Here is a 20,941-nt window from a genome sequence, read left to right on the forward strand (position 1 = left end):
CGCCGATTTTCGAGAGAGGGGGGCGCGGGCCGGCCGGTATCAGCCGGTCACGGCACGGCGGGCATAGGCACGGACATCGGCGTCCGGATCGTCGACGGCCCGCCGCAGCAGCTCGTGGGCCGGTGCGTGATCCGGCCAGGACGCCAGCGTGAGTACGGCGGCCTTGCGGACATCCAGATGGGGGTCGGTGAGCGCGGTGGTCAATTCGGTGACGGCGGGGCCTGGTTCGGCGCCCGCGAGACCTCTGGCCGCACCTACCCGGACCTGCCAGGCGCTGTCGCGCAGCGCCGCGGCGCACGATGCGATATCGGCTTCGGTGGCACCGATGTCGGCGAACGCGGCCAGTGCGGCCGCCCGGACCAGCGGGTCGCGGTCGGTGACCAGTGCCCGGACGGTGCCCGCGCCTCCGGTGCCGATGGTGGCCAGGCCCTGCGCGGCCGCGATGCGGACCTCACGGTTGGTATCGGCCGCCGCGGTGGCCAGCGCGTCGTACTCGTCCAAAGAAACCAGTGCCCGCACCGCCGCGATCCGCACCCGGTGATCGGGGTCGGCCAGTGCCGCACGATAGTCGGCCGCGGCACCGGCGCGGGCCGCGCGCAACAGATCGAGGACGACCGCACGGACGACCGGGTCCCCGGAGTGCAGGCGTTCGGCGAGACCGTCGGCGGCGGGCAGCACCTCCACCAGTTCGCGCAGGGCGGCAGCGGCGGCGGTGCGCACCGGGGCGGCGGTATCGTCGAGCGCGCCCACCAGCAGTGCCGCGAAACCGTCGGGGGTGTTCTCGGTGAGTGCCGCGATCGCCGCCACCCGGACCCGTTCATCGGTGTCGGACAGGTACTCCGAGAGTTCTTCGGCGGTGGGGGCGTCCAGTGCGAGCAGCGCGAGCAGTCGCGGAGATGCGGTGGAGGTCGATTCCGCTGCGGCGGTGCGGGGTTCGGCCGCCACGACGCTCGGGGCGCGGCGGTGGCCGACGAGTTCGGGTTGTTCGACCGGTACCGGTTCGCCCCGGGACGGCAGATCGTCGAGCCCCGGGACCGGCACCAGATAGGGGGCGACCGGCCGTTTGAGGAACTGCATCGCACCGTCGGTGCCTTTGCGCAGGTTCAGGTGGTAGCGCCAGGTGTCGTCGTCGCGTTCCGGGAGGTCGGCACGTTCGTGGTAGAGGCCCCAGCGGGATTCGGTGCGGGTCAAGGAACTGCGGGCGGCCATCTCCGCGCAGTCGCGGATGAAGGAGACCTCGGCGGCGCGCATGAGCTCGTGTGGGGTGCGGGCGCCCATCTCGGCGATATCGCCGCGCATCCGTTCGAAGGTTTCGACCGCCAGCGAGAGTTTCGCCGCGGTTTTCGGCGGCGCCACATAGTCGTTGACGAAACGGCGCAGTTTGTATTCGACCTGTGGTTGCGGGGGGCCGTCCGGGTTGCGCAGCGGCCGGTAGACGAGTTCGTGGGCGGCGGTCACCTGATCGGCGGGCAGCTCGCCCGGGGCCGCGGTATCGGCCAGTGCGGCGGCGGCGTGCGCGCCGGCGAGTTCGCCGAATACGAAGGCCCCGATCATGTAGTTGTGCGGGACGCACGCCAGATCACCGGCCGCGTACAGGCCGGGCACGGTGGTGCGGGCGTTCTCGTCCACCCACACCCCGGAGGCGGAATGCCCGCCACACAAACCGATTTCGGAGATGTGCATCTCGATATCGTGGGTGCGGTAGTCGTGGCCGCGGTTGGCGTGGAAGGTGCCGCGGGTGGGGCGTTCGGTGGTGTGCAGGATATCTTCGAGCGCGGTCAGGGTCTCGTCGGGCAGATGCGAGACCTTCAGATAGATGGGTCCGCGCGCGGAATCGATCTCCCGTTTCACCTCGGCGATCATCTGCCCCGACCAGTAGTCGGAATCGACGAACCGCTCCCCTCGGGCGTTGACCTGGTAGCCGCCGAACGGGTTGGCGACGTAGGCGCAGGCGGGACCGTTGTAGTCCTTGATCAGCGGGTTGATCTGGAAACATTCGATACCGCTGAGCTCTGCGCCCGCGTGATAGGCCATCGAATAGCCGTCGCCGGCGTTGGTGGGGTTCTCGTAGGTGCCGTACAGGTATCCCGAGGCCGGCAGCCCCAGCCGGCCGCACGGCCCGGTCGCCAGCACGACGGCCTTGGCGCCGACCGTGACGAACTCACCGGTGCGTGTGTTCAGTGCCGCCGCGCCGACGGCCCGGCCACCGTCGGTGAGCACCCGTACCGGCATGAGGCGGTTCTCGATCCGGATCTTCTCCCGCATCCTGCGCTGCCGCAGGACCCGGTAGAGGGCCTTCTTCACATCCTTGCCCTCGGGCATCGGCAGCACGTACGAGCCCGAGCGGTGCACCCGGCGCACCGCGTACTCGCCGTATTCGTCCTTCTCGAACTTGACGCCGTACTTCTCCAATCGCTGCACCATCGCGAAACCGCGGGTTGCGGTCTGGTACACCGTGCGCTGGTCGACGATGCCGTCGTTGGCGCGGGTGATCTCGGCGACGTAGTCCTCCGGTTCGGCTTTGCCGGGGATGACGGCATTGTTCACACCGTCCATGCCCATCGCCAGTGCACCGGAATGCCGCACATGGGCTTTTTCCAGGAGCAGGACGTTCGCGCCCTGTTCGGCGGCGGTGAGCGCGGCCATGGTTCCGGCGGTGCCGCCGCCGATGACCAGCACATCGCAGTCCAGGCGGACGGTATCGGCGAGATCCGGGGCCGCGAGCAGGGTGGGTGCGGTCACGACAGGGCCTCCACGAGTCGGTCGCGCTGCTGTCGCCGGTCGGCGCCCGCACGCGGATTCGGCACATCGACCAGGGCGCGCAACGGTTTCCCGGCGCGGCCGAGGACGGCGACCCGGTCGCCGAGCAACAGCGCCTCGTCCACATCGTGGGTCACGAAGACGATCGTTGCGGGATGGGTTCGCCAGGTCTCGATGAGCAACCGCTGCATGGTGGCGCGGGTCTGGGTGTCCAGCGCCCCGAACGGTTCGTCCATCATCACCGCGCGCGGCGCACCGGCCAGGCCGCGGGCCAGTTGTACGCGTTGCCGCATACCGCCGGACAGGCTCTTGGGCAGGAAATCGGCGAATCCGGTGAGCCCGACCTCGTCGATCCAGCGGTCGGCCGCGGCCCGGCGCCCCGCCTTGGGTTCACCGCGTAACCGCAGCGCGAGTTCGATATTCGATCGCACACTGCGCCACGGCAGCAGGGCGTTGTCCTGGAACACCACGGCCCGATCGCGGGAAGTGGTGGTGACCGGTTCCCCGTCGGCGAGGACCCGGCCGGAGTCCGGGGGCAGCAGCCCGGCCAGCGCGCGCAGCACCGTGGACTTTCCGCAGCCCGACGGGCCGGTGAGGACGAGGATCTCGCCGGGGCGCACCTCCAAGGTCAGCCGGTCGATCACCGGATCCCCGGTGTAGGACAGCGAGATCTCGTCCAGGCGCAGGCTCATTCCCGGTGCGCCGGTGCCGGCGGCGGGGGTTTCGGCGGTGAGTGTGGTGGTCATCGGTTGTTCTCCTCTCCCCGGGGCAGCCAGCGGGTGACCCGGCGGCCGAGCAGTTCGATCGCCGCCGAAGTCCCGAAACCGAGGATGCCGATGGTGATGATGCCGACGAAAACCCCCGGATAGTCGACGATCGTGTAGGCCTGCCAGGTGCGGTAGCCGACCCCGAGGCGGCCGGAGATCATCTCCGCGGACACCAGGCAGATCCAGGCGACACCGATTCCCACCGACAGCCCGCCGAAGATCCCGGGGAGCGCGCCGGGGAACACCACCCGCAGCAGGACCTCCCAGCGGTTGCCGCCCAGGGTGCGCACCGAGTCCTCCCAGAGAGTGGGCAGCGCGCGGACCGCGTGCCGGGTGCTGACCATGATCGGGAAGTAGGCGGCGAGGCTGGTGATGAAGACGATGCCGGCTTCGTCGTCGGGGAACAGCAGGATCGCGATCGGGACGACCGCGATGGCCGGGACCGGCCGGGCCAGTTCGGTCAGCGGCCCCAGGATCCCGGCGAACAGCCGCGAGCGGCCCAGGGCGATACCGCTGGTCACGCCGAGGACGGTGGCGATACCGAAGCCGGCGAGGATGCGGATCAGGGATTGCGCCAGGTCCAAGTAGTAGACGTCGGTACCGAGCTGACGGCCGAACGCGGCGATCACCTCGGTTACCGAAGGCAGGGTGTCGAACCGCAGCCACAGCCGGATATCGGCGGTGGTCAGCACCTGCCAGAGCAGGATCGCCCCCAGAACCGAACCGAGCCGCAGCAGCCGGCCCGGCCACACCGTCCGGCCGGGCCGCCGGACCGCCGCGGTAGCGGTGCCGGCCGCGGCGTCCTCCGCGAGCGCGGTGACCGTGGTCATGACCGGACCTCCGCGACGGCCTGGTCGTAGGTCACCGGGGCGGCAGCGGGATGCGCTTGCCGGTAGCGTTGCGCGGCTGCCTGAGTGGTGAAGGGCAGGAAGGTGGTGCCGTCGCGCAACCAGACCGCCTTGTCGGCGAACCAGCGGGTGCCGAGTTCGGTATCGGCGATATAGGCGGCACGGACTTTCGTGCCCGCGGCGCGGGCGGCTGCGACGGCACGCAGCAGTTCGGCCGAGCTACCGGCGGGACGGGTGGTGTCCTGGCCGTCGAGCCACAGTTCGGTGCCCGAACCCGCGGTGCGGTTCGTGGTATCGGCGAGTGCCCTGTCGTAGTCCTGACCGCGGGCGGCGAACGCGGCGCGCAAGCGCTGGTCGTCGACGAAACCGTCGATATCCAGATCGGCGAAATCGCCGATCGACTTCAGGTACCGCACATCGTCCTTGAAGGCCGCGATCAGGTTCGGTTTCAGGGTGGTGTCGAACGAGGTGCCGCCCGGGCCGTTGTAGAGGTACACGACCTCCTGTGGCAGATCCGAGCCCTCGGCCACGATCCGCGCCGCCTCCAGCGGCTGTTTCCACAGGAATTCGGTGGCGTCGAGCTGGGCCTGCAGGAACGCGTCCACCACCTCGGGATGTTCGGCGGTGTAGTGCTCGCGAGCGACGACCCCGTGGAAGGTAGGCACGTTCAGTTCGGCGCCGTCGTAGAGCAGTTTCGCCTTGTCCTGGAACACGAGCAGCCCGGGCCACGCCACGAACTGGGACAGCGCGGCGACCTGACCGGATTCCAGCGCCGAGGCACCCACCTGTGGCTGCTGGTTCAGCACCTCCACGCCGCCGGCCGGGTCGACCCCGGCGCGGGTGAGGGCCTGCACCAGCGTGCCGTGCCCGGCGGAACCGACACTGGCGGATACCTTCTTACCGGCCAGCTCACCGATACCGGTGAGCGGTGAATCCGGCGGGACGACCACCATGTTCAGCGCGCCCTCGGGGTTGTATCCGGTGACGGAGAGGAATTCGGTGCGGGAACGTTCCCCGGCCTGGGTGCGGGAGCCGTTGATGAGCAGCGGGTAGTCGCCCATCGAACCGATATCGATCTTCTCGGCCACCATCTGGGCGGTGATGGGGGCGCCGGTGTCGTAGTCCTGCCATTCGACTCGGTAGGCGGGGCCGCCGTTCTCGGTGATCTGCCGCAGCCGCTGTTCCAGGTAGCCCTGGGCACGCAGCAGGGTGCCCGCGGTGACGGTGTTGATGGTTTTGGACTGGTAGCCGACGACGACGGTGACGGTATCGCCGGCGGCGGCTTCTTCCAGCGAGCACCCGGTGAGGGCCAGGGCCGCGGTGGCGGCCGACGCGGCCAGGCGTTTCAGAACAGGCATAGGAGGTCTACCTCAGGAGATACGGCATGTTGACAGTGACGGCGCCGGTGGGACAGCGGGCGGCGCAGGGGCCGCAGTACCAGCATTCGTCGACGTGCATGAAGGCTTTCCCGTTGTCCGGGTTGATGGCCAGGGAGTCGAGCGGGCAGATCTCGACACACAGCGTGCAGCCTTCGATACACAGGGATTCGTCAATGGTCACGGGGATATCGGTGCGCTGGTTCGCCAATGCCATCTAGAGGACCTTCCATTCGGGGATGCCGCGGGAGAGGCTGCCGCGCAGCGTGATCCGGTCACCGCGCATCCGGACGTATTCCAGGTCGACAGGGGTTCCGTCGTCGAGCCGGGTGAGGCGTTCGAGCATGAGCAGCGGAGCGCCGCCGGGGACGTCGAGAGTGGCGGCGGTGTGCCGATCGGCGGGGATCGCCTCCACGGTGAGATCGGCCGATCCCAGCGACCGGCCGCTGAGCTGTTCGAGCAGGACGAAGACATCGGTGTGCGCGAGATCGTGTTCGAGGACGCGCACACCGATATCGGGAGTGAGGTAGGTGAGGTCGAGACTGAGCGGCTGCTCCGCCAGATACCGCAACCGCTCCAGATAGACGACCGGCTCGCCCGGCGCGATACCGAGCCGCCGGGCCACCGCCGGTGGTGCGGTGATGAGCTGCCCGGCCCGCACCTCGTTCCGGACGGTGCCGCGGCCCTCCAGGGTTTCCTGCAGGCCCAGCAGGGCGTCGAGTCCGTGATCGAATTTACGGGCGGCCACCCGGGTACCGACGCGGGGTGCGCGGTCGATGAGCCCTTCGTCGCGGAGCAGCGCCAGAGCGTCGCGGATGGTGTTGCGGGAGGTTTCGTGTTCGGCGGCGAGGTGCTGTTCGCTGGGCAGGGTATCGCCCAGGGTGCCCGCGTGGATCTGGTGGCGGAGGATATCGGCAATGCGCCGGGCCTGGTCGGCTCGTAACCTGCGGACCCCGGCCGTACCGCCTGCCCGCTCGGTGTTCATATCGCTGACCTGCATGAACGCTGACGATAGTGGTGTCCGGGGCCGGTATCGGACCGGCCGCGGACGACGGTCGAGCGGACTGCCGGAATTCGCCGGGTGCCGAGCGGCTCCACCAGCGCGGATCCCGGGCGGGAGCGTTATTGCGCCACCCGCCGGCGGGCGACCGGGTTTGGGATCAGACCGATTCGAATGATCGGCCGCGATCCCGGCGGGCGAGAGCGGGCCGGGTCACCTCACTCCGCGACCGGCCAGCAGCTCCTCGGTCAGGGCCGTGAGACGGTCGGCCCGGGCAGCGTCGAAATTGCGGCCGCGCAGCGGTAACGCGGTGGTGCGGCGGAATGCGGTGACCGGTTCGGCCCGGGGGGTGGTCCAGGAGAGCGAGCAACGGTTTCACCGCCCGGTCGACCGGCTGCGCCGCGACGGCGGCCAGTGCCCGGGTGATCGTGCGGGTGACCGGCGGCAGCGGATCGGCCATCGCGGTGCGTCCGAACAACGGGTTGTACAGCACATAGCGGGTGCGGGCCGCGGGGTACCGGCGCGGGTGGGCTACGCCGAGAAGGTCGTTGCAGCGGGGGGCCTGCATGGGCGCATACCGGTGTAGCCCGAGCCCAGGGTGAGATCGTCCCAGTGGACTGTGCCGGGGAGGCCGCCGCTGCCGCAGATATTGAGCACGACGGGGGCGGTGGCACGTTCGAGGGAGCGCTCTATACCGAAGCCATGCGGTTACCCGTCCCGGAAGGGCTCACCCGGGGGTCGCAGCGTCCGGTCCCCCATATCGCCGACGCCATGCTGCGGGAGGTCGTCTTCGGCCAGTGGCCGGAATTCGACGGGGAGCACCCGCTGGTGGCGATGTTGCGTTCCTCGGGTCATCCGGGTGTACGCGCGGAACTGCGGGACGGGATCTGCGGCGGATACCTCGCCGATATGGCGGACGGGATCGGCGGGCCGGACGCGCAGTTGCGCGCCGAGATGGTGGGCGCGTTACTGCTCGGGCTGGGTGTGCTGCGCGATGTGGTCGGGGCACCGGCGATCTCGACGGCCTCGTTCGAGCAGGTTCGCGGGCTGGTCGCGGATATGGTCCGCGCCGCCACCCGGACCGGGGACTGAACGTACGGTATCGGGCCGGACACATCCCGGGCACGACCGCCGCCGCGCCTTGACCTGGAGTGCTCTCCAAGTCGTAGCGTGTCCTGGACGGATAATCCACCACGGCAAGGGGAGACGACTCCGATGGAACTCGGGTTGCACATACCTATCTTCGAGATCGACGGCGGTACCGCCGCCATCGCCGGGGAACTGGCGCGCGTGGGCGCGGCCGCGGAGCAGGCCGGAGCGACCTGGCTGTCGTTCATGGACCATTTCTTCCAGATCGAACCGACCGGGCTGCCCGCCGAGGCGAATATGCTGGAGGGCTACACCAGCCTGGGGTATATGGCCGCGCACACCTCCACCATCGAACTCGGCCTGCTGGTCACCGGCGTCACCTACCGGCATCCGGGCCTGCTCGCCAAAATCGTCACCACCCTCGATGTGCTTTCCGGCGGCCGCGCCGCACTCGGTATCGGGGCCGCCTGGTTCGAACGCGAACACCACGGGTTGGGTGTGCCGTATCCGCCGGTCGGCGAACGGTTCGACCGGTTGGAGGAAACGCTGCGGATCTGCGCGCAGATGTGGGATCCGAAGAACAACGGGCCGTTCGAGGGCAAGCACTATCAGCTCGCGGAGACCCTGTGCTCGCCACAGCCGCTGCACCGGCCCACCGTGCTCATCGGTGGCGGTGGTGAGAAGCGGACCCTGAAACTGGTCGCGCGCTACGGGGATGCCTGCAACCTGTTCGCGTCGAGCACCGAGGAGGTGGCGCACAAACTCGATGTACTGCGCCGCCACTGCGACGATCTGGGCACCGATTACGACCGCATCCGCAAAACCGTGCTCGCGGGCAGCCCCGACCCCACCGCGCACGACGATTTCGTACGGCAGATGGCCGGGTACACCGAACTCGGTGTGCACTCCGCGATCGTGATGCCGCCCGGCGGCTCCCCCGCCGGCTGGATCGACACGCTCGGCCCGGTCGTTCCGCGGCTCGCCGAACTCTGAGGCGTTGCCGCCGTCCAGGCGGTTACCCGGTCACCCGTGGACCGAGCATCCCCTGGACAGGGTGGCACGGCCACCGCGTCACCGATGCGGGTGATATCTTCCGCTCCCGGTATCGGATCACGCGCCGGATTCCGGCGGCGCCGACAGCAGACTCTTCCGGACCTCCTCGACGTGTGGCCGCTGTAACGGCCATCGGAGCGCGATGACCGACAGTATTCCGTTGATGACGGGCATATCGTCGACCAGTGCCGGTGGAACCGGCTGCCGGGAGAGTCGGCCGAGCATATTCAGCTGCAAGCTGCTTCCGTGCTCGTTCATGCTCGCGACATATCCCGCGACCGCGACCGATCCGGACATCGACAGCGAAACCGATGCCACAGCTGCCGCCGCTCGACAACGTCGTCAGCTGGTTCTCGACATCCACGAGATCCGGTGCCGCCGTCTTGGCCTCGTGGAAGGTTCCGATGATCTTCTTGATTTCGTCGGAGGCGTTCTTTACAGCCGCGGCTTCCGCGAACTACCCGTCCATGACCGGCCCACGGGCGATCCCGACACACCCCTCCGGGCGGCGTCCACCGAAGGCGACGCGAGCCCGCCGAGCGGCCCCGGCCGAGGCCCACGCGCCCCGGCCCGGTCTGCAGACGCCGGAGCGAGCCGGCCGATATCAGTCGCGACTCGGCACAACCGGCCGGGGCTAATACAGGTTCGTCTCCGTCGGGACCGGGACGGTACGCCCTATGGGACGGTGGGCTACCCGCTGCTGACCTGGACGGGTACGGGCTCGGCCGGACCGGCATCGGCGGCGAGGTCGCGAAAGATCCCGTTACCCGTGGTGGTTCGGGAGAGGGCGTCGGCGGCCAGGACGACCGCGGCGCCGGTCCAGGTGGTGCGTTCCACCGGCCAGCGCTTCCCGTCGGCGTAAACCAGCCCGGTCCAGTAGGAGCCGTCGGTCTCGCGGAGATGCTGGATATCGGCGAACAACCGCTGTGCTCGCTCGTGGTCGCCCAGGGCATCCAGGGCCATGACCAGTTCGCAGGTTTCGGCGCCGGTGACCCAGGGACGGTCGGAGACGCACCGGATACCGATATTGCCGACGACGAAGGTGTCCCAGCGTTCAGCTATGCGGGCGTACCCGGCGCGCCCACGGAGCGCACCGCCGAGGACCGGGTAGTACCAGTCCATCGAATAACGGTCCTTTGCGGTGAAGACCTCGGGGGTTTCACGCAGCGCGGTCCCGAGACGGCCGCGGGCACGTTCCCATTCCGGATGCGGGTCGCCGAACTGCCGTGCCAGCTCCAGAGCGGCGCCGATACTGTGATACATGCTGGCCGAACCGGTCACCAGCGCTTCGGGCAGGATATCGGCGCCGTCCCGTAACCAGTAGATCTGGCCCTGTTCGCCCTGGCAGTCGAGGACGAGGTCGATCGCCGCACGTACCACCGGCCACATATCGGATGCGAACGAAGTATCGCCCGTGACAGCGAGATAGTGCCGGATCCCGGTGGCGATATAGGCGCAGAAATTGACGTCGGTAGCAGCGTCCTCGATCTCACCGGCACGGAACTGCATGGGCCAGGAACCGTCCGGCCGCTGGGTGCGAGCCGACCAGGTATAGGCGGCGACGGCTTCGTCCCGCAGCCCGGCCACGGTGAGCGCCATCGCAGATTCGATGTGATCCCACGGATCGGTGTGACCGCCGGAGAACCACGGGATGGCACCCGAGGACTCCTGTTCGGCGGCGATCGATTGTGCGGTCTGCAGACATTGGCGGCGGGTGAGCACCGAGGGTACCGACGGCAGGTCAACCGGCGGCACGGGCCACCGCCGGTTTACTGAAGTAGAGAGCGACGCTCTTACCGACCAGCGGGTCCAGTGCCTTCTCGGCGGCCCTGGTGAGCATCGGCTGTTTCATCATGTCCCACACCAGCATCCGGTGGTAGCCGCGCACCAGCGGATGTTCGGTCTTGTGTACGCCGACCGCGCATTTGATCCACCAGTACGGCGAATGCAGCGCGTGGACGTGGGTGCGGTGGGTGTGCCGCAAGCCGAGCGCGGTGATCTTGTCCCGCAACTCGTCTGCCTTGTAGATGCGGATATGCCCGCCCTCGTTGGCGTGGTATTCGTCCGACAGCGCCCAGCAGACCCGTTCGGGCAGCCACCGCGGCACGGTTACCACGAGCTGTCCGCCCGGGCGCAGCACCCGGACGAGTTCGGCGATGGCGGCATCGTCGGCGGGGACGTGCTCCAGGATCTCCGAGGCGATCACGACATCGAACTCACCCGCACCGTAGGGCAGGTCGAGGGCGTCACCGTGCACCGCTTCGGCTTTCGCTCCGGCGGGTGCTTCCCCGACCCGGGCCATGGCCTCGAACATGGTCGCGACCCCGGCGAGTTCGGGTGCGTCCTGGTCGAAGGCCACCACATCGGCGCCGCGCCGGTAGGCCTCGAACGAATGCCGGCCGGCACCGCAACCCACATCGATGACCCGGGTGCCCGGGCCGATACCGGCGCGGTCGAAGTCGACGGTCAGCACGAGGCGCCTCCTGTTACGAGTTCTGCGCCGGTGTGCCGGGCGATGGCCCGCTCGTACACCTGCACGGTCTGGGCGGCCACCGATTCCCAGCTGAACACCGAGACGGCGCGTTGGCGGCTGGCGGTCTGCATCCGCTGCCGGGTCTGCGGGGAGTCGAGCAGTTGCGCGATCACCCGGGCGAGTTCGGCGGAATCGCCGGGGGTGATGAGTTCGGCGCAGACGCCCGGTTCGCCCACGACCTCGGGGAGCGCACCGGTGCGGCTGACCACCAAGGGGGTGCCCGAGGCCATGGCCTCCACGGCCGGCAGCGAGAACCCCTCGTACAGCGACGGGATGCACGCGATCTCCGCCGAGGCCAGCAGTTCGGCGAGTTCGGTATCGGTCAGCCCGGCGCGGACGGTCACGATATCGGAGAGGCCGAGTTCGGCGATCTGTTTCTCGGTGGGCCCGTTGGGTTCCAGCTTCGCCACCAGCTGCAGCTCCACCTTGTGGGTGATCCGCAACCGGGTCAGTGCCTGCAGCAGGTGGGTGATGCCCTTGAGGGGTTTGTCGGCGCTGGCGACGGCGACGATCCGGCCCGGGACCCGGGGGCCGCGCGGCGCGAACAGTTCGGTGTCCACGCCGAGGGGTACGACATCGATCCGGCCGGGGTCGACACCGAAGTCGTCGGCGATATCGGTCGCCGACGACGAGGAGACGGTGAGCAGATCGGGGATCCGGCGGGCGATCCGCTCCTGCATACCCAGGAAGCCGTACCAGCGGCGGACCAGGGGTTTGCGCCGCCAGATCGCGGCCGCCAGATCCACCTCGCGGTCCTTGGTGATCGGATGATGCACGGTCGCGACCAGCGGCAGCCGTTTCGCGATATCGAGCAACCCGCTGCCCAGGCACTGGTTGTCGTGTACCACGTCGAAATCGTCGATCCGGCCGCGCAACAGCCGGGCCGCGCGCATGCTGAAGGTCCGCGGCTCGGGGAATCCCGCCGTCCACATGGTGGCCAGTTCCAGCAGATCGATCCGATCCCGGATCTCGCGGGGATGGGGGGTGCGGAACGGGTCCTCGTCGCGATAGAGGTCCAGGCTGGGCACCTCGGTCAGGGTTACGCGCGGGTCCAGGTCGGCCGGGTAGGGCTGACCGGAGAACACCTCCACGTCGTGGCCGAGTTCGGCCAGTCCGGCGCTGAGGCGGCGCACGTAGACCCCCTGCCCACCGCAATGGGGCTTGCTGCGGTAGGACAACAGGGCTATCCGCACTAGCTGTCCTCGCCCGTCTCGGTGATCGAATTCATGCTCCGCAGTTTGCCAGCCAGCCGTTCGAGATAGGCACGCACCTCCGGTTCGCCCTTGTCCGGCAGGCCGTACAGGACGTCGGTGACACCGTCGGCGGCCCAGGAGGCGAGGCGTTCGGCATCGGGTTTGAAATCGAGTGCGACCACGCGCGGCGCACCCTCTCGGCCGGCGTCGGCCCAGGCTTTCTTCAGGGTCGCCAGGCTGCCGGAGATATCGTTCTCGCCCGGCGTGGTGATCCAGCCGTCGGCGTGTTTCGCGATCCAGGCGCACGTACGTTCGGTACCGGCGGCGCCGATGAGTACGGGCACCGTGCGGTCGACCGGTTTGGGCCAGGCCCAGCTCGGGCCGAATTTCACGAAGTCGCCGTCGTAGGAGGCCTCGTCCTCGCGCCACAGCGCCCGCATGGCTTCCAGGTATTCGCGCAGTGCGGTGCGGCGTTTGTTGCCGGGGATGCCGTGGTCGGCCAGTTCGTCGGTGTTCCAGCCGAAGCCCGCGCCGAGGGTGACCCGGCCGCCGGAGAGGTGGTCCAGTGAGGCGATGGTCTTGGCGAGGGTGATCGGGTCGTGTTCGACCGGTAGCGCGACGGCTGTGGCCAGCTCGATACGTTCGGTGACCGCGGCGGCGCCGGCGAGCGCGACCCACGGGTCGAGGGTGCGCATATAGCGGTCGTCGGGCAGTGAGGAGTCGCCGGTCTGCGGATGCGCGGCCTCGCGTTTCACCGGGATATGGGTGTGCTCGGGGACGTAGAACGAGGAGAATCCGTTGTCCTCGGCGGCGCGGGCCGCCGCTGCGGGGGCGATCCCGCGGTCACTGGTGAACAGAACGATGCCGAAACGCATACATATGCCTTGTCTGTGGTGGGGCCGGCGGGCGGTGGTGGGCGTCCCGGCGGGTTGTGGATTGCGGTCGTCAGTGACCGTTCTGGGCGGCTTTCTTCGCCTTCTTGGCGTGCTGGTCGATCTGGGCGCCGATCACGTGGTCCAGCGAGGTTCCGGCCGGCCAGCCGACGTAGTGGCAGAGGAACAGCGAGATCTCGCGCAGCTCGGTTTCGTCGAGTTCCTCGTTCTGCAGGGCGGCGCCGATCTGGATACCGGCGACATCGAACAGGCCCTGGGCGGTGAGTGCCCCGAGGAGCAGCAGCCGACGGTCACGCAGGGTGAGGCCGGGGCGGGACCAGATATCGGCGAACAGGTGGTCGGCGGTGACGGCGAAGTGGTCGCCGGGGCCGTCCTTGAATTCCCATCCGTACACTTCCGCCATCTTGGCCAGCCCGCGTTCACGCACGGTGGACTCGGGGGTGGGGTCGCTCATGGCTGCTCCTTCTCCGGCGGATCGGCCGGCCGGAAGTGTCTGGACAGGTGTACGGAATATAATTCGGACACTCTAGGCCACGCAAGAACATGTTCTCGTTCGCGCCGCGGGAAACCGTCCGGACCGGCCGTTGCGTGATATTCCCGAATCACCTCGAGGGCTGACTCCGATTCTGGGAAAATCGCTGAATCGTTGTCGGACACACCTGTCGATGGTAGCGTCCAGACACATGTCCAGCTATGTGTCTTCCCGAGCGGCCGCCGGCCGGTCACCGGGGAGGAACTCGTTCTCGGACCGGGAAGGTTCCGCCCCGGTAGCGCTACACCCGGCTACCCCGGGAAACCGCCCCGCACACCCCACGCCGAGGGAGCACACACCATGAAAATCGTGGCAGATCTGGACCTGTGCCAGGGACATGCCGTCTGCGCCGCCGAAGCGCCCGACGTCTTCTCCGTACCCAAGCGCGGGCAGGTGGAGATCCTCGACCCGAACCCGGGCCCGGAACTCCAGGCCGATGTCGACAACGCCGTCCGCTACTGCCCGACCCAGGCCCTGATGATCGCCGCCGATACGGAATGAGCGGGCAGCCCGGCGTGGTCGCGTAGCGCGACCACGCCGGGGCCTCGCTCGTTCCCGGCGAACACAGCGACCGACCGACCCACCCCGACCAGGTTCTTTTCGAAAGGGACGAATTCATGACAGGTTTCGATCGCGCCGAGCTCGACGAGATGGTGCGCCGCTGGGTGGCGGAGAACGAACGATGTGAGAAGCTCGGCGACTGGAAGCCTCTCGCCGAGATGTACACCGCGGATGCCACCTACGGATGGAACTACGGCCCCAAAGACGAGTTCATGGCTGTCGGCCGCGACGAGATCCGCGATCTCGCCCTCGGCCAGGAGATGGAGGGCCTGGACGGCTGGGAGTACCCCTACCAGCAGTTCGTCATCGACGAACGCAGCGGCGATGTGATCGGCTTCTGGAAACAGGTCTACGACACCACACCCCGCGCCGACGGCAGCAAGTACACCGTGAACGGCATCGGCGGCAGCTGGTTCCGTTACGGCGGCGACTACCAGTGGTCGTGGCAGCGCGATTTCTTCGACTTCGGCAATGTCTCGGCGCTGTTCCTGGAGATGATGACCGATAAGGCGATGTCGGACGGGATGAACGCGCGGATCACCAAGGCCACCTCCGGCCGGCTGCCCGGGTGGTACAGGATCGGCACCTCGCCGGCCTCGCTGTGGTGACTCCGATGACCGTTCCCACCAGTCGTTTCCACGAGCTGAGCCGAGAACAGCTGGCCGCACTGGTGCCCGAACTGCTGCTGTGCGGGCAGTTGATCGACCGGTCCGGGATGGCGCACTGCATCTCCGCGTTCGGCCGCGAAGGTATGGCCGAGGTCGCCATCGAGGAATGGCAGCTGTCCAGCCCGATCTATACCCGGCGGATGCAGCAGGCGCTCGGCTACACCGGCGACGATGTGGTCACCATCTTCAAGGGCCTGCAACTCGATATCGGGGCACCGCCGCAGTTCATGGACTTCCGGTTCCGTGTCGAGGACTCCCGCCACGGCGAGTTCTGGCTGGACCACTGCGGCGCCCTGGTCGATGTGGAGCCGATGGGTCCGGACTATGTGAAGGCCATGTGCCACGACATCGAGGACCCCACCTTCGACGCCACGGCACTGGCCACCAACAAGTACGCCCAGGTGCGGCCCATCCACCGCCCGCCACGCCACCCCGCCGATCGTCACCCCATGTGCGCGTGGACGGTGATCATCGACGAATCGCACACTCCGCCGGAGGTACCGCGCAATACGCCGCTGGTCGCCGGATCGGTTGCCGCGCAGCTGCCGCTGGGTGATATCGATCCCGCCGGGGAGGGCCGGGCCGATTACAGCGGTCCACTGCTCAGTGATCTGCGGTTCGGCGATTTCTCGCATTCGGCCCTGGTGCGGATCGCCGAGGAGGTGTGCCTGCAGCAGCATCTGCTCGTACTCGGATTCATGATCGCGGTGCACGAACGCATCGACGACGACGCCGCGCTGGAGATCGGGCGCAAACAGTTCACCGGGATCGCCGGAGTGGCCTCCGAACGTATCCGCGCCTGCCTCGGGCTGGGCACCGACCTGGCGGCACTCGCCCGGGTGCTGGCGGTGCATCCGGCACTGAATCCGCGGCACTACACCGATGTCGAAGTCGAGCCCGGCATCCATGTACTGCGGATCCGGTTCCCCGCGAGCAGTGGCGCGCTCACCGACCGCGGCTGGCTGTCGATGATCGACCCGGACCATCTCGGGCCGCTGGATTCCCTCGTCCGCGGGGTCGACCCGCATCTGCGCAGCCGGGTCGTCGACGAGGGCCCGGACGGGTGGACCGCCGAGATATCCCGCGCCGACGAACCGTTCGCCGAGGCGCCGGAGGTCGCCGTCACCCGGTTCAGTACGGGCGTCGACTTCCAGTTCACCGACCGCGGTATCCCGCTGCCCCTCACTGTTCTCTGATCCCTCCCGGCACCCAGTGCCCGGCTCACCGCAGGACTGATATGGCCAATAACTTCGCCGACCTGTTCGAACACTCGGTCGACGCCATGCCCGACCGGATCGCGCTGATCGAGGCGGGCCGGCGTATCACCTACCGCGAGCTGGAGGAGCGCGCCAACCGGCTCGCCCACCATCTCGCTGCGCAGGGTGTCACCCGGGGCACCCATATCGGGTTCCAGATGCACAACAGCATCGATACGATGCAGACGCTGATCGCCTGCTTCAAACTGGCGGCCGTACCGGTCAACATCAATTTCCGGTACGGCCCCGACGAACTCGCCTACCTCTACGACAACGCCGACCTCGAATACCTCGTCTATCACGCGTGCTACGGGGATGCGGTGCGCGCGGCGGCGCAGCGTTCGCCGCGGCTGAAATACCTGCTGTGCGCGGCCGACGACCGCACCCCGGCCGACTCCGGGGTGGACTGTCTGGCCGAGGTGACCGCGGCGGCCCCCGCGAGCCGGCCCGAGGTGGCGCGTACCGCCGATGATCTGTTCGTCATGTACACCGGCGGCACCACCGGGATGCCCAAGGGGGTGCTGTGGCGGCAGGAGGATATGTGGCGGGTCCTCGGCGGCGGGATCGACTTCTACAACAACGAGCCGGTCACCGACGAATACCAGCAGTCGCGGACCGGTGCCGCGGGTGAACCCTCCACATGGATGATCCTGCCGCCGCTGATGCATCTGGCGGCGATGATGCCGACCTTCATCGCGCTGTGGTCGGGTAACTGCGTGATCTTCGTGCCCCGGTTCGATCCCGCGCAGGTATGGCGGACGGTCGCCGCCGAACGGCCCGGGGTCATGGTGGTGACCGGTGACGCGATGGCCCGCCCGTTGATCGATTCCTACCGCGCCGACCCGGTGGATGCCACCGGGTTGTTCATGATCGCCTCGGGTGCCGCCCTGCTCACTCAGCCGACCAAGAACGCCCTGCTGGATCTGATGCCGAACCTGTTCGTCTCCGATTCCATCGGTTCCTCCGAAACCGGTTTCGGCGGGATCGGATTCGCGCAGCGCGATGACGACCCGGCGCGTAAACCCCGCGTATCCATCGGGCGCGGTGCGGTGGTGGTCGACGACGCCGGGCATCCGGTGGCGCCCGGCGACGAAGGCTGGCTGGCGAAAACGGGGGCTGTCCCGCTCGGCTACTACAAGGATCCCGAACGCACCGAAAAGCTGTTCAAAGTCGTGGACGGGCAGCGGATCGTGGTCACCGACGACCGGGCCCGGCTGGAGGACGACGGGACCATCAGTCTCATCGGCCGCGGCAATATGGTGATCAACACCGGCGGGGAGAAGGTGTTCGCCGAAGAGGTGGAGGGCGTGGTGAAATCGCACGCCGCCGTCTACGACGCCACGGTGATCGGGGTGGCGCACGAACGCTGGGGACAGCAGGTGGCGGTGGTCGTGAGCCTCACCGGTGACACGCTGGATCCAGACGATCTGCGCACACATGTTCGTCGCCACCTCGCCGGCTACAAGGTGCCCCGCGCGGTGTGGATCACCGAGACGATCGTCCGCTCACCCAGCGGTAAACCGGATTACACCTGGGCCCGGAAGTACGCGGCGGAGCGAGACCCCGACCATCGGGCGGACTGACGAGTAATACGGCGCGGACCGATCGGTCCGCGCCGTATTACTCGTCACCTGTGGTCGTCGCGCCGACGGGGCGGCGGAGTGCGTCGACGACGAGGTCCAGCAGGCGTCCGATCCGGTCCGGTGTCTCGTCGGTGGCTGTACCGAGGAAGACGCCGAGCAGCAGGGCGGTCACATCCCCGGCGTCGATATCCGCGCGCAGTGCACCCGTATCCGCTCCGGCGGCGAGGAGAGTGCCGATCGCCGCGGTGATGCGTTCCCGGGTGGCCGGGGTCGTGATTCCGCCGGTGGACCCGCCGGCGCGCAGAGCTCCGGCGAGTCCGCGTTTGGTGGCGACGAAACGTGCGTAGCGGTCCAGCCACGCACGTAGCGCGATCTCGGGAGTTCCTGCGGCGAGCAGAGTGGCGACGCTTCCGGTGACCTCGTCGCGGGCGTGGCCTGCGTACAGAACTCCTACAGCCTGGTGTCCCGCGACGACGAGGACATACTGCGACTCTGCCTCGCCGAGAACATCGCGTGGATACCGTATTTCCCGCTGGGTGGCTCGTTTCCCGGTATGCCGAAGGTGACCGACGAACCCGCGGTCCGGGCGGCCGCCGCTTCGCTCGGTCATACGGCGTCGCAGATCGGCCTGGCCTGGCTCCTGCACCACGCCCCGAACGTGCTGTTGATCCCGGGCACGGCCGATACCGGACATCTGGAGGAGAATGTGGCCGCGGGCGCGATCGCCTTCGACGAGACGACAACTACCGGTCTCGACGCTGTCCCCTCACGGTCCGGCGACCTCGCGCTGGACCGGCTCACCCGACCGTAGCCGCGCCGGATCACCAACCGGCGGGTTGTTCGGTATCACGCGCACCACGGATCCGATCGTCCAGCACCGCACCTCCGGTGGATTCGGCGCGCGGCCCGGCGATCGCCGGCGAACGCAACTGCCCGTCGCGTACTTCCACGACCCGGTCGGCGGACGCGAGATGAGTGGGGTCGTGGGTGACCATGACAGTAGCGGTGCCACGCCGGTGGGTCAGGCGGGTGATCAGATCGACGACGGCCGCGCCACGTTCTCGATCGAGGGCACTGGTGGGTTCGTCCACCAGGAGGACCGCAGGGTCGTTCATCAGGGCCCGGGCGATGTTCACCCGCTGGCGCTGCCCGCCGGAGAGCTGATGTGGGCGCCGGCCGGCCACCTCCGCCAGGCCGACGGATTCGAGTATCGCCAGAGCTCGGTCGCGCGCGCCCCGGGAACTGCGACCGGCGATCCGAGCCGTGACCACCAGCTGTTCGGCGGCGGTGAGCGAGGGCAGCAGGTTGGGCTGCTGGAAGACGATCCCGATCTTCTCCCGGCGCAACTCGGCCAGCGCTCGCCGCGGCAGGCCCGCTGTCCCGATACCGGCGACGGTCACCGTGCCGGTATCCGGAACGATGAGAGTTGCCGCGACCGCCAGCAGGCTGGATTTACCGGAGCCGGAGGGACCGACCACCGCGGTGAGCGTGCCGGCGGGCACATCCAGGCCGACGTCACGGAGTGCGGTCGAACGGGTGGGGCCATCGGGATAGGTGAGGGTGACACCGGTCAGATTCAGGCTCATCGGATGCTCTCCAGGGCAGTCAGCGGGTCGACCGAGGTGATGTGGCGGATGGACAGGGCGGAACCGAACAGTCCCAGCACGGTCATCGACACAGCCGAGACCGCGGCGGTGGCGGGCGTCAGCAGAAACGGCACATCCGATCCCACGGCGACCGCACCCAGCACGACGGCGAGCGCGGTGCCGAGCAAGGTGCCTCCGGCCAGCAGCACCACAGCCTGGCCCAGGGCATCGGCGAGCAGCCGCGTCGTGGACGCGCCCAGCGCTTTCAGGACGGCCACATCGCGGCTGCGCTGAATCGTCCACACCGTGAAGAAAGCGCCGACTACGAGCGCGGAGATACCGAACAGCAGGCCGCGCATCAGCTGTAGCGAACTGTTCTCGGAGGTGTAGGACCCGATCGCGGCCAGCGAATCCCGCGTCGAGACAGTCGTCGTTCCGGTGGCTTCGTCGACGGCGCGCGTATCCACGCCCGGGGCCGTGTTCAACACGAGGACAGTGGCGGCGGGTTCGCTGCCCCCTACCGCGACGGGCACCGAGCGGCGCCACGTATCCAGTCCGGTCCAGACCACCGGTGTATGCGCGAACGACGCGTCCCCGTCCACCGCGGCCACCGTGAGCGTCTGCCCGGCGAATGTGAGGGTCGCACCGGGCCCGACTCCGAGATCGTCGGCCGCGGCGCTCGACAGGACCGCGGTCCGGTCGCCGATCCGGTCGCTGCCGGGGGCCAGGACCGAGCCGGGAAGGACACCGAAAACGCTCACACCGGCGCTCGCGCTTCCCGCTTTCGCGGTGACCGTGCTGATTCCCAGCGGCTCGGCGATGTCGACGCCGGGGGCACCGGCCCACGTCTGCCACTGGCGCTCGGTGACCGTGGACTCGGTGTACGACGGGTCCGCTCCGTCGCCGGACATGCCGAAGACGATCTTGTCCGCGGGCAGGCCGGTGATCGCCGAGATGTTCTGCTGGGCCAAGCCGGCGGTCAGACCGGACAGCACGCCGATCAGGAGGGTGATCAGGACGATGACGGTGCCCATGAGGGCGAATCGCCCACGGGCGAACCGCAGGTCTCTCCAGGCGACGAACACTTCCGGGTCCTTTTCGTGAGGGGGTGACCCTTTCACCTTCACCGCACGGCCCGGTCCGCACATCTGTCCCAGGCCGGAATCCGGCCGTCCCGAAGACGGTGCACCGGTTCCAACTTTCGACAGAGGCGGTAGTGGGGCACGCTGTTTAGGCTGAAGGC

22 protein-coding genes are annotated in these 20,941 nt (G+C 68.4%); 7 read left to right on the forward strand and 15 right to left on the reverse strand.

Translation table 11 applies throughout. The features are described 5' to 3' along the window. Positions 1 to 39 precede the first annotated feature (39 nt). The 6 genes from ACWEWT_RS05135 to ACWEWT_RS05160 are packed head-to-tail and all read right to left on the reverse strand — an operon-like array spanning position 40 to position 6,751. Positions 40 to 2,742 (reverse strand): fumarate reductase/succinate dehydrogenase flavoprotein subunit, encoded by a 2,703-nt coding sequence (locus ACWEWT_RS05135; RefSeq protein WP_452556325.1) that lies wholly within the window; start codon positions 2,740 to 2,742, stop codon positions 40 to 42. Beyond that, a complete protein-coding gene (locus ACWEWT_RS05140; RefSeq protein WP_452556327.1) occupies positions 2,739 to 3,506 on the reverse strand; it encodes an ABC transporter ATP-binding protein in 768 nt (255 codons plus the stop codon). The genes ACWEWT_RS05135 and ACWEWT_RS05140 overlap by 4 nt, the downstream gene beginning before the upstream one ends. Next, positions 3,503 to 4,357, reverse strand: coding sequence for an ABC transporter permease (locus ACWEWT_RS05145; RefSeq protein WP_452556329.1), 855 nt, complete (start codon positions 4,355 to 4,357; stop codon positions 3,503 to 3,505). Before ACWEWT_RS05145 ends, ACWEWT_RS05140 begins: the two co-directional genes overlap by 4 nt. Beyond that, positions 4,354 to 5,733, reverse strand: a complete 1,380-nt coding sequence (locus ACWEWT_RS05150; protein WP_452556331.1) for an ABC transporter substrate-binding protein — start codon at positions 5,731 to 5,733, stop codon at positions 4,354 to 4,356. The genes ACWEWT_RS05145 and ACWEWT_RS05150 overlap by 4 nt, the downstream gene beginning before the upstream one ends. 7 nt (positions 5,734 to 5,740) lie before the next feature. Further along, positions 5,741 to 5,968 carry a 4Fe-4S dicluster domain-containing protein gene (locus tag ACWEWT_RS05155; protein WP_033246130.1) on the reverse strand — a complete coding sequence of 76 codons (228 nt, stop codon included), beginning with the start codon at positions 5,966 to 5,968 and terminating at the stop codon, positions 5,741 to 5,743. Further along, complete coding sequence (locus ACWEWT_RS05160) at positions 5,969 to 6,751, reverse strand: GntR family transcriptional regulator (protein ID WP_452556333.1); 783 nt, start codon at positions 6,749 to 6,751, stop codon at positions 5,969 to 5,971. It abuts the gene before it with no gap. Positions 6,752 to 7,453: 702 nt separating this feature from the next. Here ACWEWT_RS05160 and ACWEWT_RS05165 point away from each other — a divergent pair. Next, positions 7,454 to 7,843 carry a TetR/AcrR family transcriptional regulator gene (locus ACWEWT_RS05165; protein ID WP_452556335.1) on the forward strand — a complete coding sequence of 130 codons (390 nt, stop codon included), beginning with the start codon at positions 7,454 to 7,456 and terminating at the stop codon, positions 7,841 to 7,843. A 123-nt stretch (positions 7,844 to 7,966) separates the two neighbouring features. Then, positions 7,967 to 8,833, forward strand: a complete 867-nt coding sequence (locus tag ACWEWT_RS05170) for an LLM class F420-dependent oxidoreductase (protein WP_452556337.1) — start codon at positions 7,967 to 7,969, stop codon at positions 8,831 to 8,833. A 117-nt stretch (positions 8,834 to 8,950) separates the two neighbouring features. On the opposite strand, the gene ACWEWT_RS05175 is transcribed toward ACWEWT_RS05170, so the two are convergent. The 6 genes from ACWEWT_RS05175 to ACWEWT_RS05200 all read right to left on the reverse strand — a co-directional run bounded on the left by ACWEWT_RS05175 (position 8,951) and on the right by ACWEWT_RS05200 (position 13,966). Further along, positions 8,951 to 9,151 (reverse strand): hypothetical protein, encoded by a 201-nt coding sequence (locus ACWEWT_RS05175; protein WP_452556339.1) that lies wholly within the window; start codon positions 9,149 to 9,151, stop codon positions 8,951 to 8,953. 432 nt (positions 9,152 to 9,583) lie between these two features. Then, entirely contained in the window at positions 9,584 to 10,648 is a 1,065-nt protein-coding gene (locus tag ACWEWT_RS05180; protein WP_452556340.1) for a prenyltransferase, read from the reverse strand. Then, positions 10,635 to 11,366, reverse strand: coding sequence for a class I SAM-dependent methyltransferase (locus tag ACWEWT_RS05185; RefSeq protein WP_452556342.1), 732 nt, complete (start codon positions 11,364 to 11,366; stop codon positions 10,635 to 10,637). The genes ACWEWT_RS05180 and ACWEWT_RS05185 overlap by 14 nt, the downstream gene beginning before the upstream one ends. Then, on the reverse strand, positions 11,360 to 12,619 hold the full coding sequence (locus ACWEWT_RS05190) for a glycosyltransferase family 4 protein (protein ID WP_452556344.1): 1,260 nt from the start codon (positions 12,617 to 12,619) through the stop codon (positions 11,360 to 11,362). The genes ACWEWT_RS05185 and ACWEWT_RS05190 overlap by 7 nt, the downstream gene beginning before the upstream one ends. Next, positions 12,619 to 13,494 carry an LLM class F420-dependent oxidoreductase gene (locus tag ACWEWT_RS05195; protein WP_452556346.1) on the reverse strand — a complete coding sequence of 292 codons (876 nt, stop codon included), beginning with the start codon at positions 13,492 to 13,494 and terminating at the stop codon, positions 12,619 to 12,621. The genes ACWEWT_RS05190 and ACWEWT_RS05195 overlap by 1 nt, the downstream gene beginning before the upstream one ends. A gap of 70 nt (positions 13,495 to 13,564) precedes the next feature. Then, positions 13,565 to 13,966, reverse strand: coding sequence for a carboxymuconolactone decarboxylase family protein (locus ACWEWT_RS05200; protein ID WP_452556348.1), 402 nt, complete (start codon positions 13,964 to 13,966; stop codon positions 13,565 to 13,567). Between the two features lie 378 nt (positions 13,967 to 14,344). Between ACWEWT_RS05200 and ACWEWT_RS05205 the strand changes: the two genes are divergently transcribed. From ACWEWT_RS05205 to ACWEWT_RS05220, 4 genes are all read left to right on the forward strand, one after another. Next, positions 14,345 to 14,545 (forward strand): ferredoxin, encoded by a 201-nt coding sequence (locus tag ACWEWT_RS05205; RefSeq protein ID WP_452556350.1) that lies wholly within the window; start codon positions 14,345 to 14,347, stop codon positions 14,543 to 14,545. Positions 14,546 to 14,661: 116 nt separating this feature from the next. After that, positions 14,662 to 15,213, forward strand: a complete 552-nt coding sequence (locus ACWEWT_RS05210; protein WP_452556352.1) for a nuclear transport factor 2 family protein — start codon at positions 14,662 to 14,664, stop codon at positions 15,211 to 15,213. Positions 15,214 to 15,218: 5 nt separating this feature from the next. Then, on the forward strand, positions 15,219 to 16,469 hold the full coding sequence (locus ACWEWT_RS05215; protein WP_452556354.1) for a hypothetical protein: 1,251 nt from the start codon (positions 15,219 to 15,221) through the stop codon (positions 16,467 to 16,469). A 41-nt stretch (positions 16,470 to 16,510) separates the two neighbouring features. Then, positions 16,511 to 18,112, forward strand: coding sequence for an acyl-CoA synthetase (locus ACWEWT_RS05220; protein WP_452556355.1), 1,602 nt, complete (start codon positions 16,511 to 16,513; stop codon positions 18,110 to 18,112). A gap of 37 nt (positions 18,113 to 18,149) precedes the next feature. On the opposite strand, the gene ACWEWT_RS05225 is transcribed toward ACWEWT_RS05220, so the two are convergent. Further along, entirely contained in the window at positions 18,150 to 18,638 is a 489-nt protein-coding gene (locus ACWEWT_RS05225; protein WP_452557674.1) for an SbtR family transcriptional regulator, read from the reverse strand. On the opposite strand from ACWEWT_RS05225, the gene ACWEWT_RS05230 reads away from it, so the two are divergent. After that, positions 18,573 to 18,923 carry an aldo/keto reductase gene (locus ACWEWT_RS05230; protein ID WP_452556357.1) on the forward strand — a complete coding sequence of 117 codons (351 nt, stop codon included), beginning with the start codon at positions 18,573 to 18,575 and terminating at the stop codon, positions 18,921 to 18,923. The genes ACWEWT_RS05225 and ACWEWT_RS05230 overlap by 66 nt on opposite strands. A 10-nt stretch (positions 18,924 to 18,933) precedes the next feature. On the opposite strand, the gene ACWEWT_RS05235 is transcribed toward ACWEWT_RS05230, so the two are convergent. Continuing rightward, a complete protein-coding gene (locus tag ACWEWT_RS05235) occupies positions 18,934 to 19,698 on the reverse strand; it encodes an ABC transporter ATP-binding protein (RefSeq protein ID WP_452556359.1) in 765 nt (254 codons plus the stop codon). Continuing rightward, positions 19,695 to 20,783 carry an ABC transporter permease gene (locus ACWEWT_RS05240; RefSeq protein ID WP_452556361.1) on the reverse strand — a complete coding sequence of 363 codons (1,089 nt, stop codon included), beginning with the start codon at positions 20,781 to 20,783 and terminating at the stop codon, positions 19,695 to 19,697. The genes ACWEWT_RS05235 and ACWEWT_RS05240 overlap by 4 nt, the downstream gene beginning before the upstream one ends. Positions 20,784 to 20,941 lie beyond the last annotated feature (158 nt).

This window comes from Nocardia sp. NPDC003963 (assembly GCF_053605105.1).

Excerpts from the sequence above, each read along its gene's own strand:
- ACWEWT_RS05140 (WP_452556327.1), bottom strand. The coding sequence starts at position 3,506 with ATGACCACCACACTCACCGCCGAAACCCCCGCCGCCGGCACCGGCGCA.
- ACWEWT_RS05145 (WP_452556329.1), bottom strand. The coding sequence starts at position 4,357 with ATGACCACGGTCACCGCGCTCGCGGAGGACGCCGCGGCCGGCACCGCT.
- ACWEWT_RS05150 (WP_452556331.1), bottom strand. The coding sequence starts at position 5,733 with ATGCCTGTTCTGAAACGCCTGGCCGCGTCGGCCGCCACCGCGGCCCTG.
- ACWEWT_RS05155 (WP_033246130.1), bottom strand. The coding sequence starts at position 5,968 with ATGGCATTGGCGAACCAGCGCACCGATATCCCCGTGACCATTGACGAA.
- ACWEWT_RS05160 (WP_452556333.1), bottom strand. The coding sequence starts at position 6,751 with ATGCAGGTCAGCGATATGAACACCGAGCGGGCAGGCGGTACGGCCGGG.
- ACWEWT_RS05165 (WP_452556335.1), top strand. The coding sequence starts at position 7,454 with ATGCGGTTACCCGTCCCGGAAGGGCTCACCCGGGGGTCGCAGCGTCCG.
- ACWEWT_RS05170 (WP_452556337.1), top strand. The coding sequence starts at position 7,967 with ATGGAACTCGGGTTGCACATACCTATCTTCGAGATCGACGGCGGTACC.
- ACWEWT_RS05175 (WP_452556339.1), bottom strand. The coding sequence starts at position 9,151 with ATGAACGAGCACGGAAGCAGCTTGCAGCTGAATATGCTCGGCCGACTC.
- ACWEWT_RS05195 (WP_452556346.1), bottom strand. The coding sequence starts at position 13,494 with ATGCGTTTCGGCATCGTTCTGTTCACCAGTGACCGCGGGATCGCCCCC.
- ACWEWT_RS05200 (WP_452556348.1), bottom strand. The coding sequence starts at position 13,966 with ATGAGCGACCCCACCCCCGAGTCCACCGTGCGTGAACGCGGGCTGGCC.
- ACWEWT_RS05205 (WP_452556350.1), top strand. The coding sequence starts at position 14,345 with ATGAAAATCGTGGCAGATCTGGACCTGTGCCAGGGACATGCCGTCTGC.
- ACWEWT_RS05210 (WP_452556352.1), top strand. The coding sequence starts at position 14,662 with ATGACAGGTTTCGATCGCGCCGAGCTCGACGAGATGGTGCGCCGCTGG.
- ACWEWT_RS05215 (WP_452556354.1), top strand. The coding sequence starts at position 15,219 with ATGACCGTTCCCACCAGTCGTTTCCACGAGCTGAGCCGAGAACAGCTG.
- ACWEWT_RS05220 (WP_452556355.1), top strand. The coding sequence starts at position 16,511 with ATGGCCAATAACTTCGCCGACCTGTTCGAACACTCGGTCGACGCCATG.
- ACWEWT_RS05235 (WP_452556359.1), bottom strand. The coding sequence starts at position 19,698 with ATGAGCCTGAATCTGACCGGTGTCACCCTCACCTATCCCGATGGCCCC.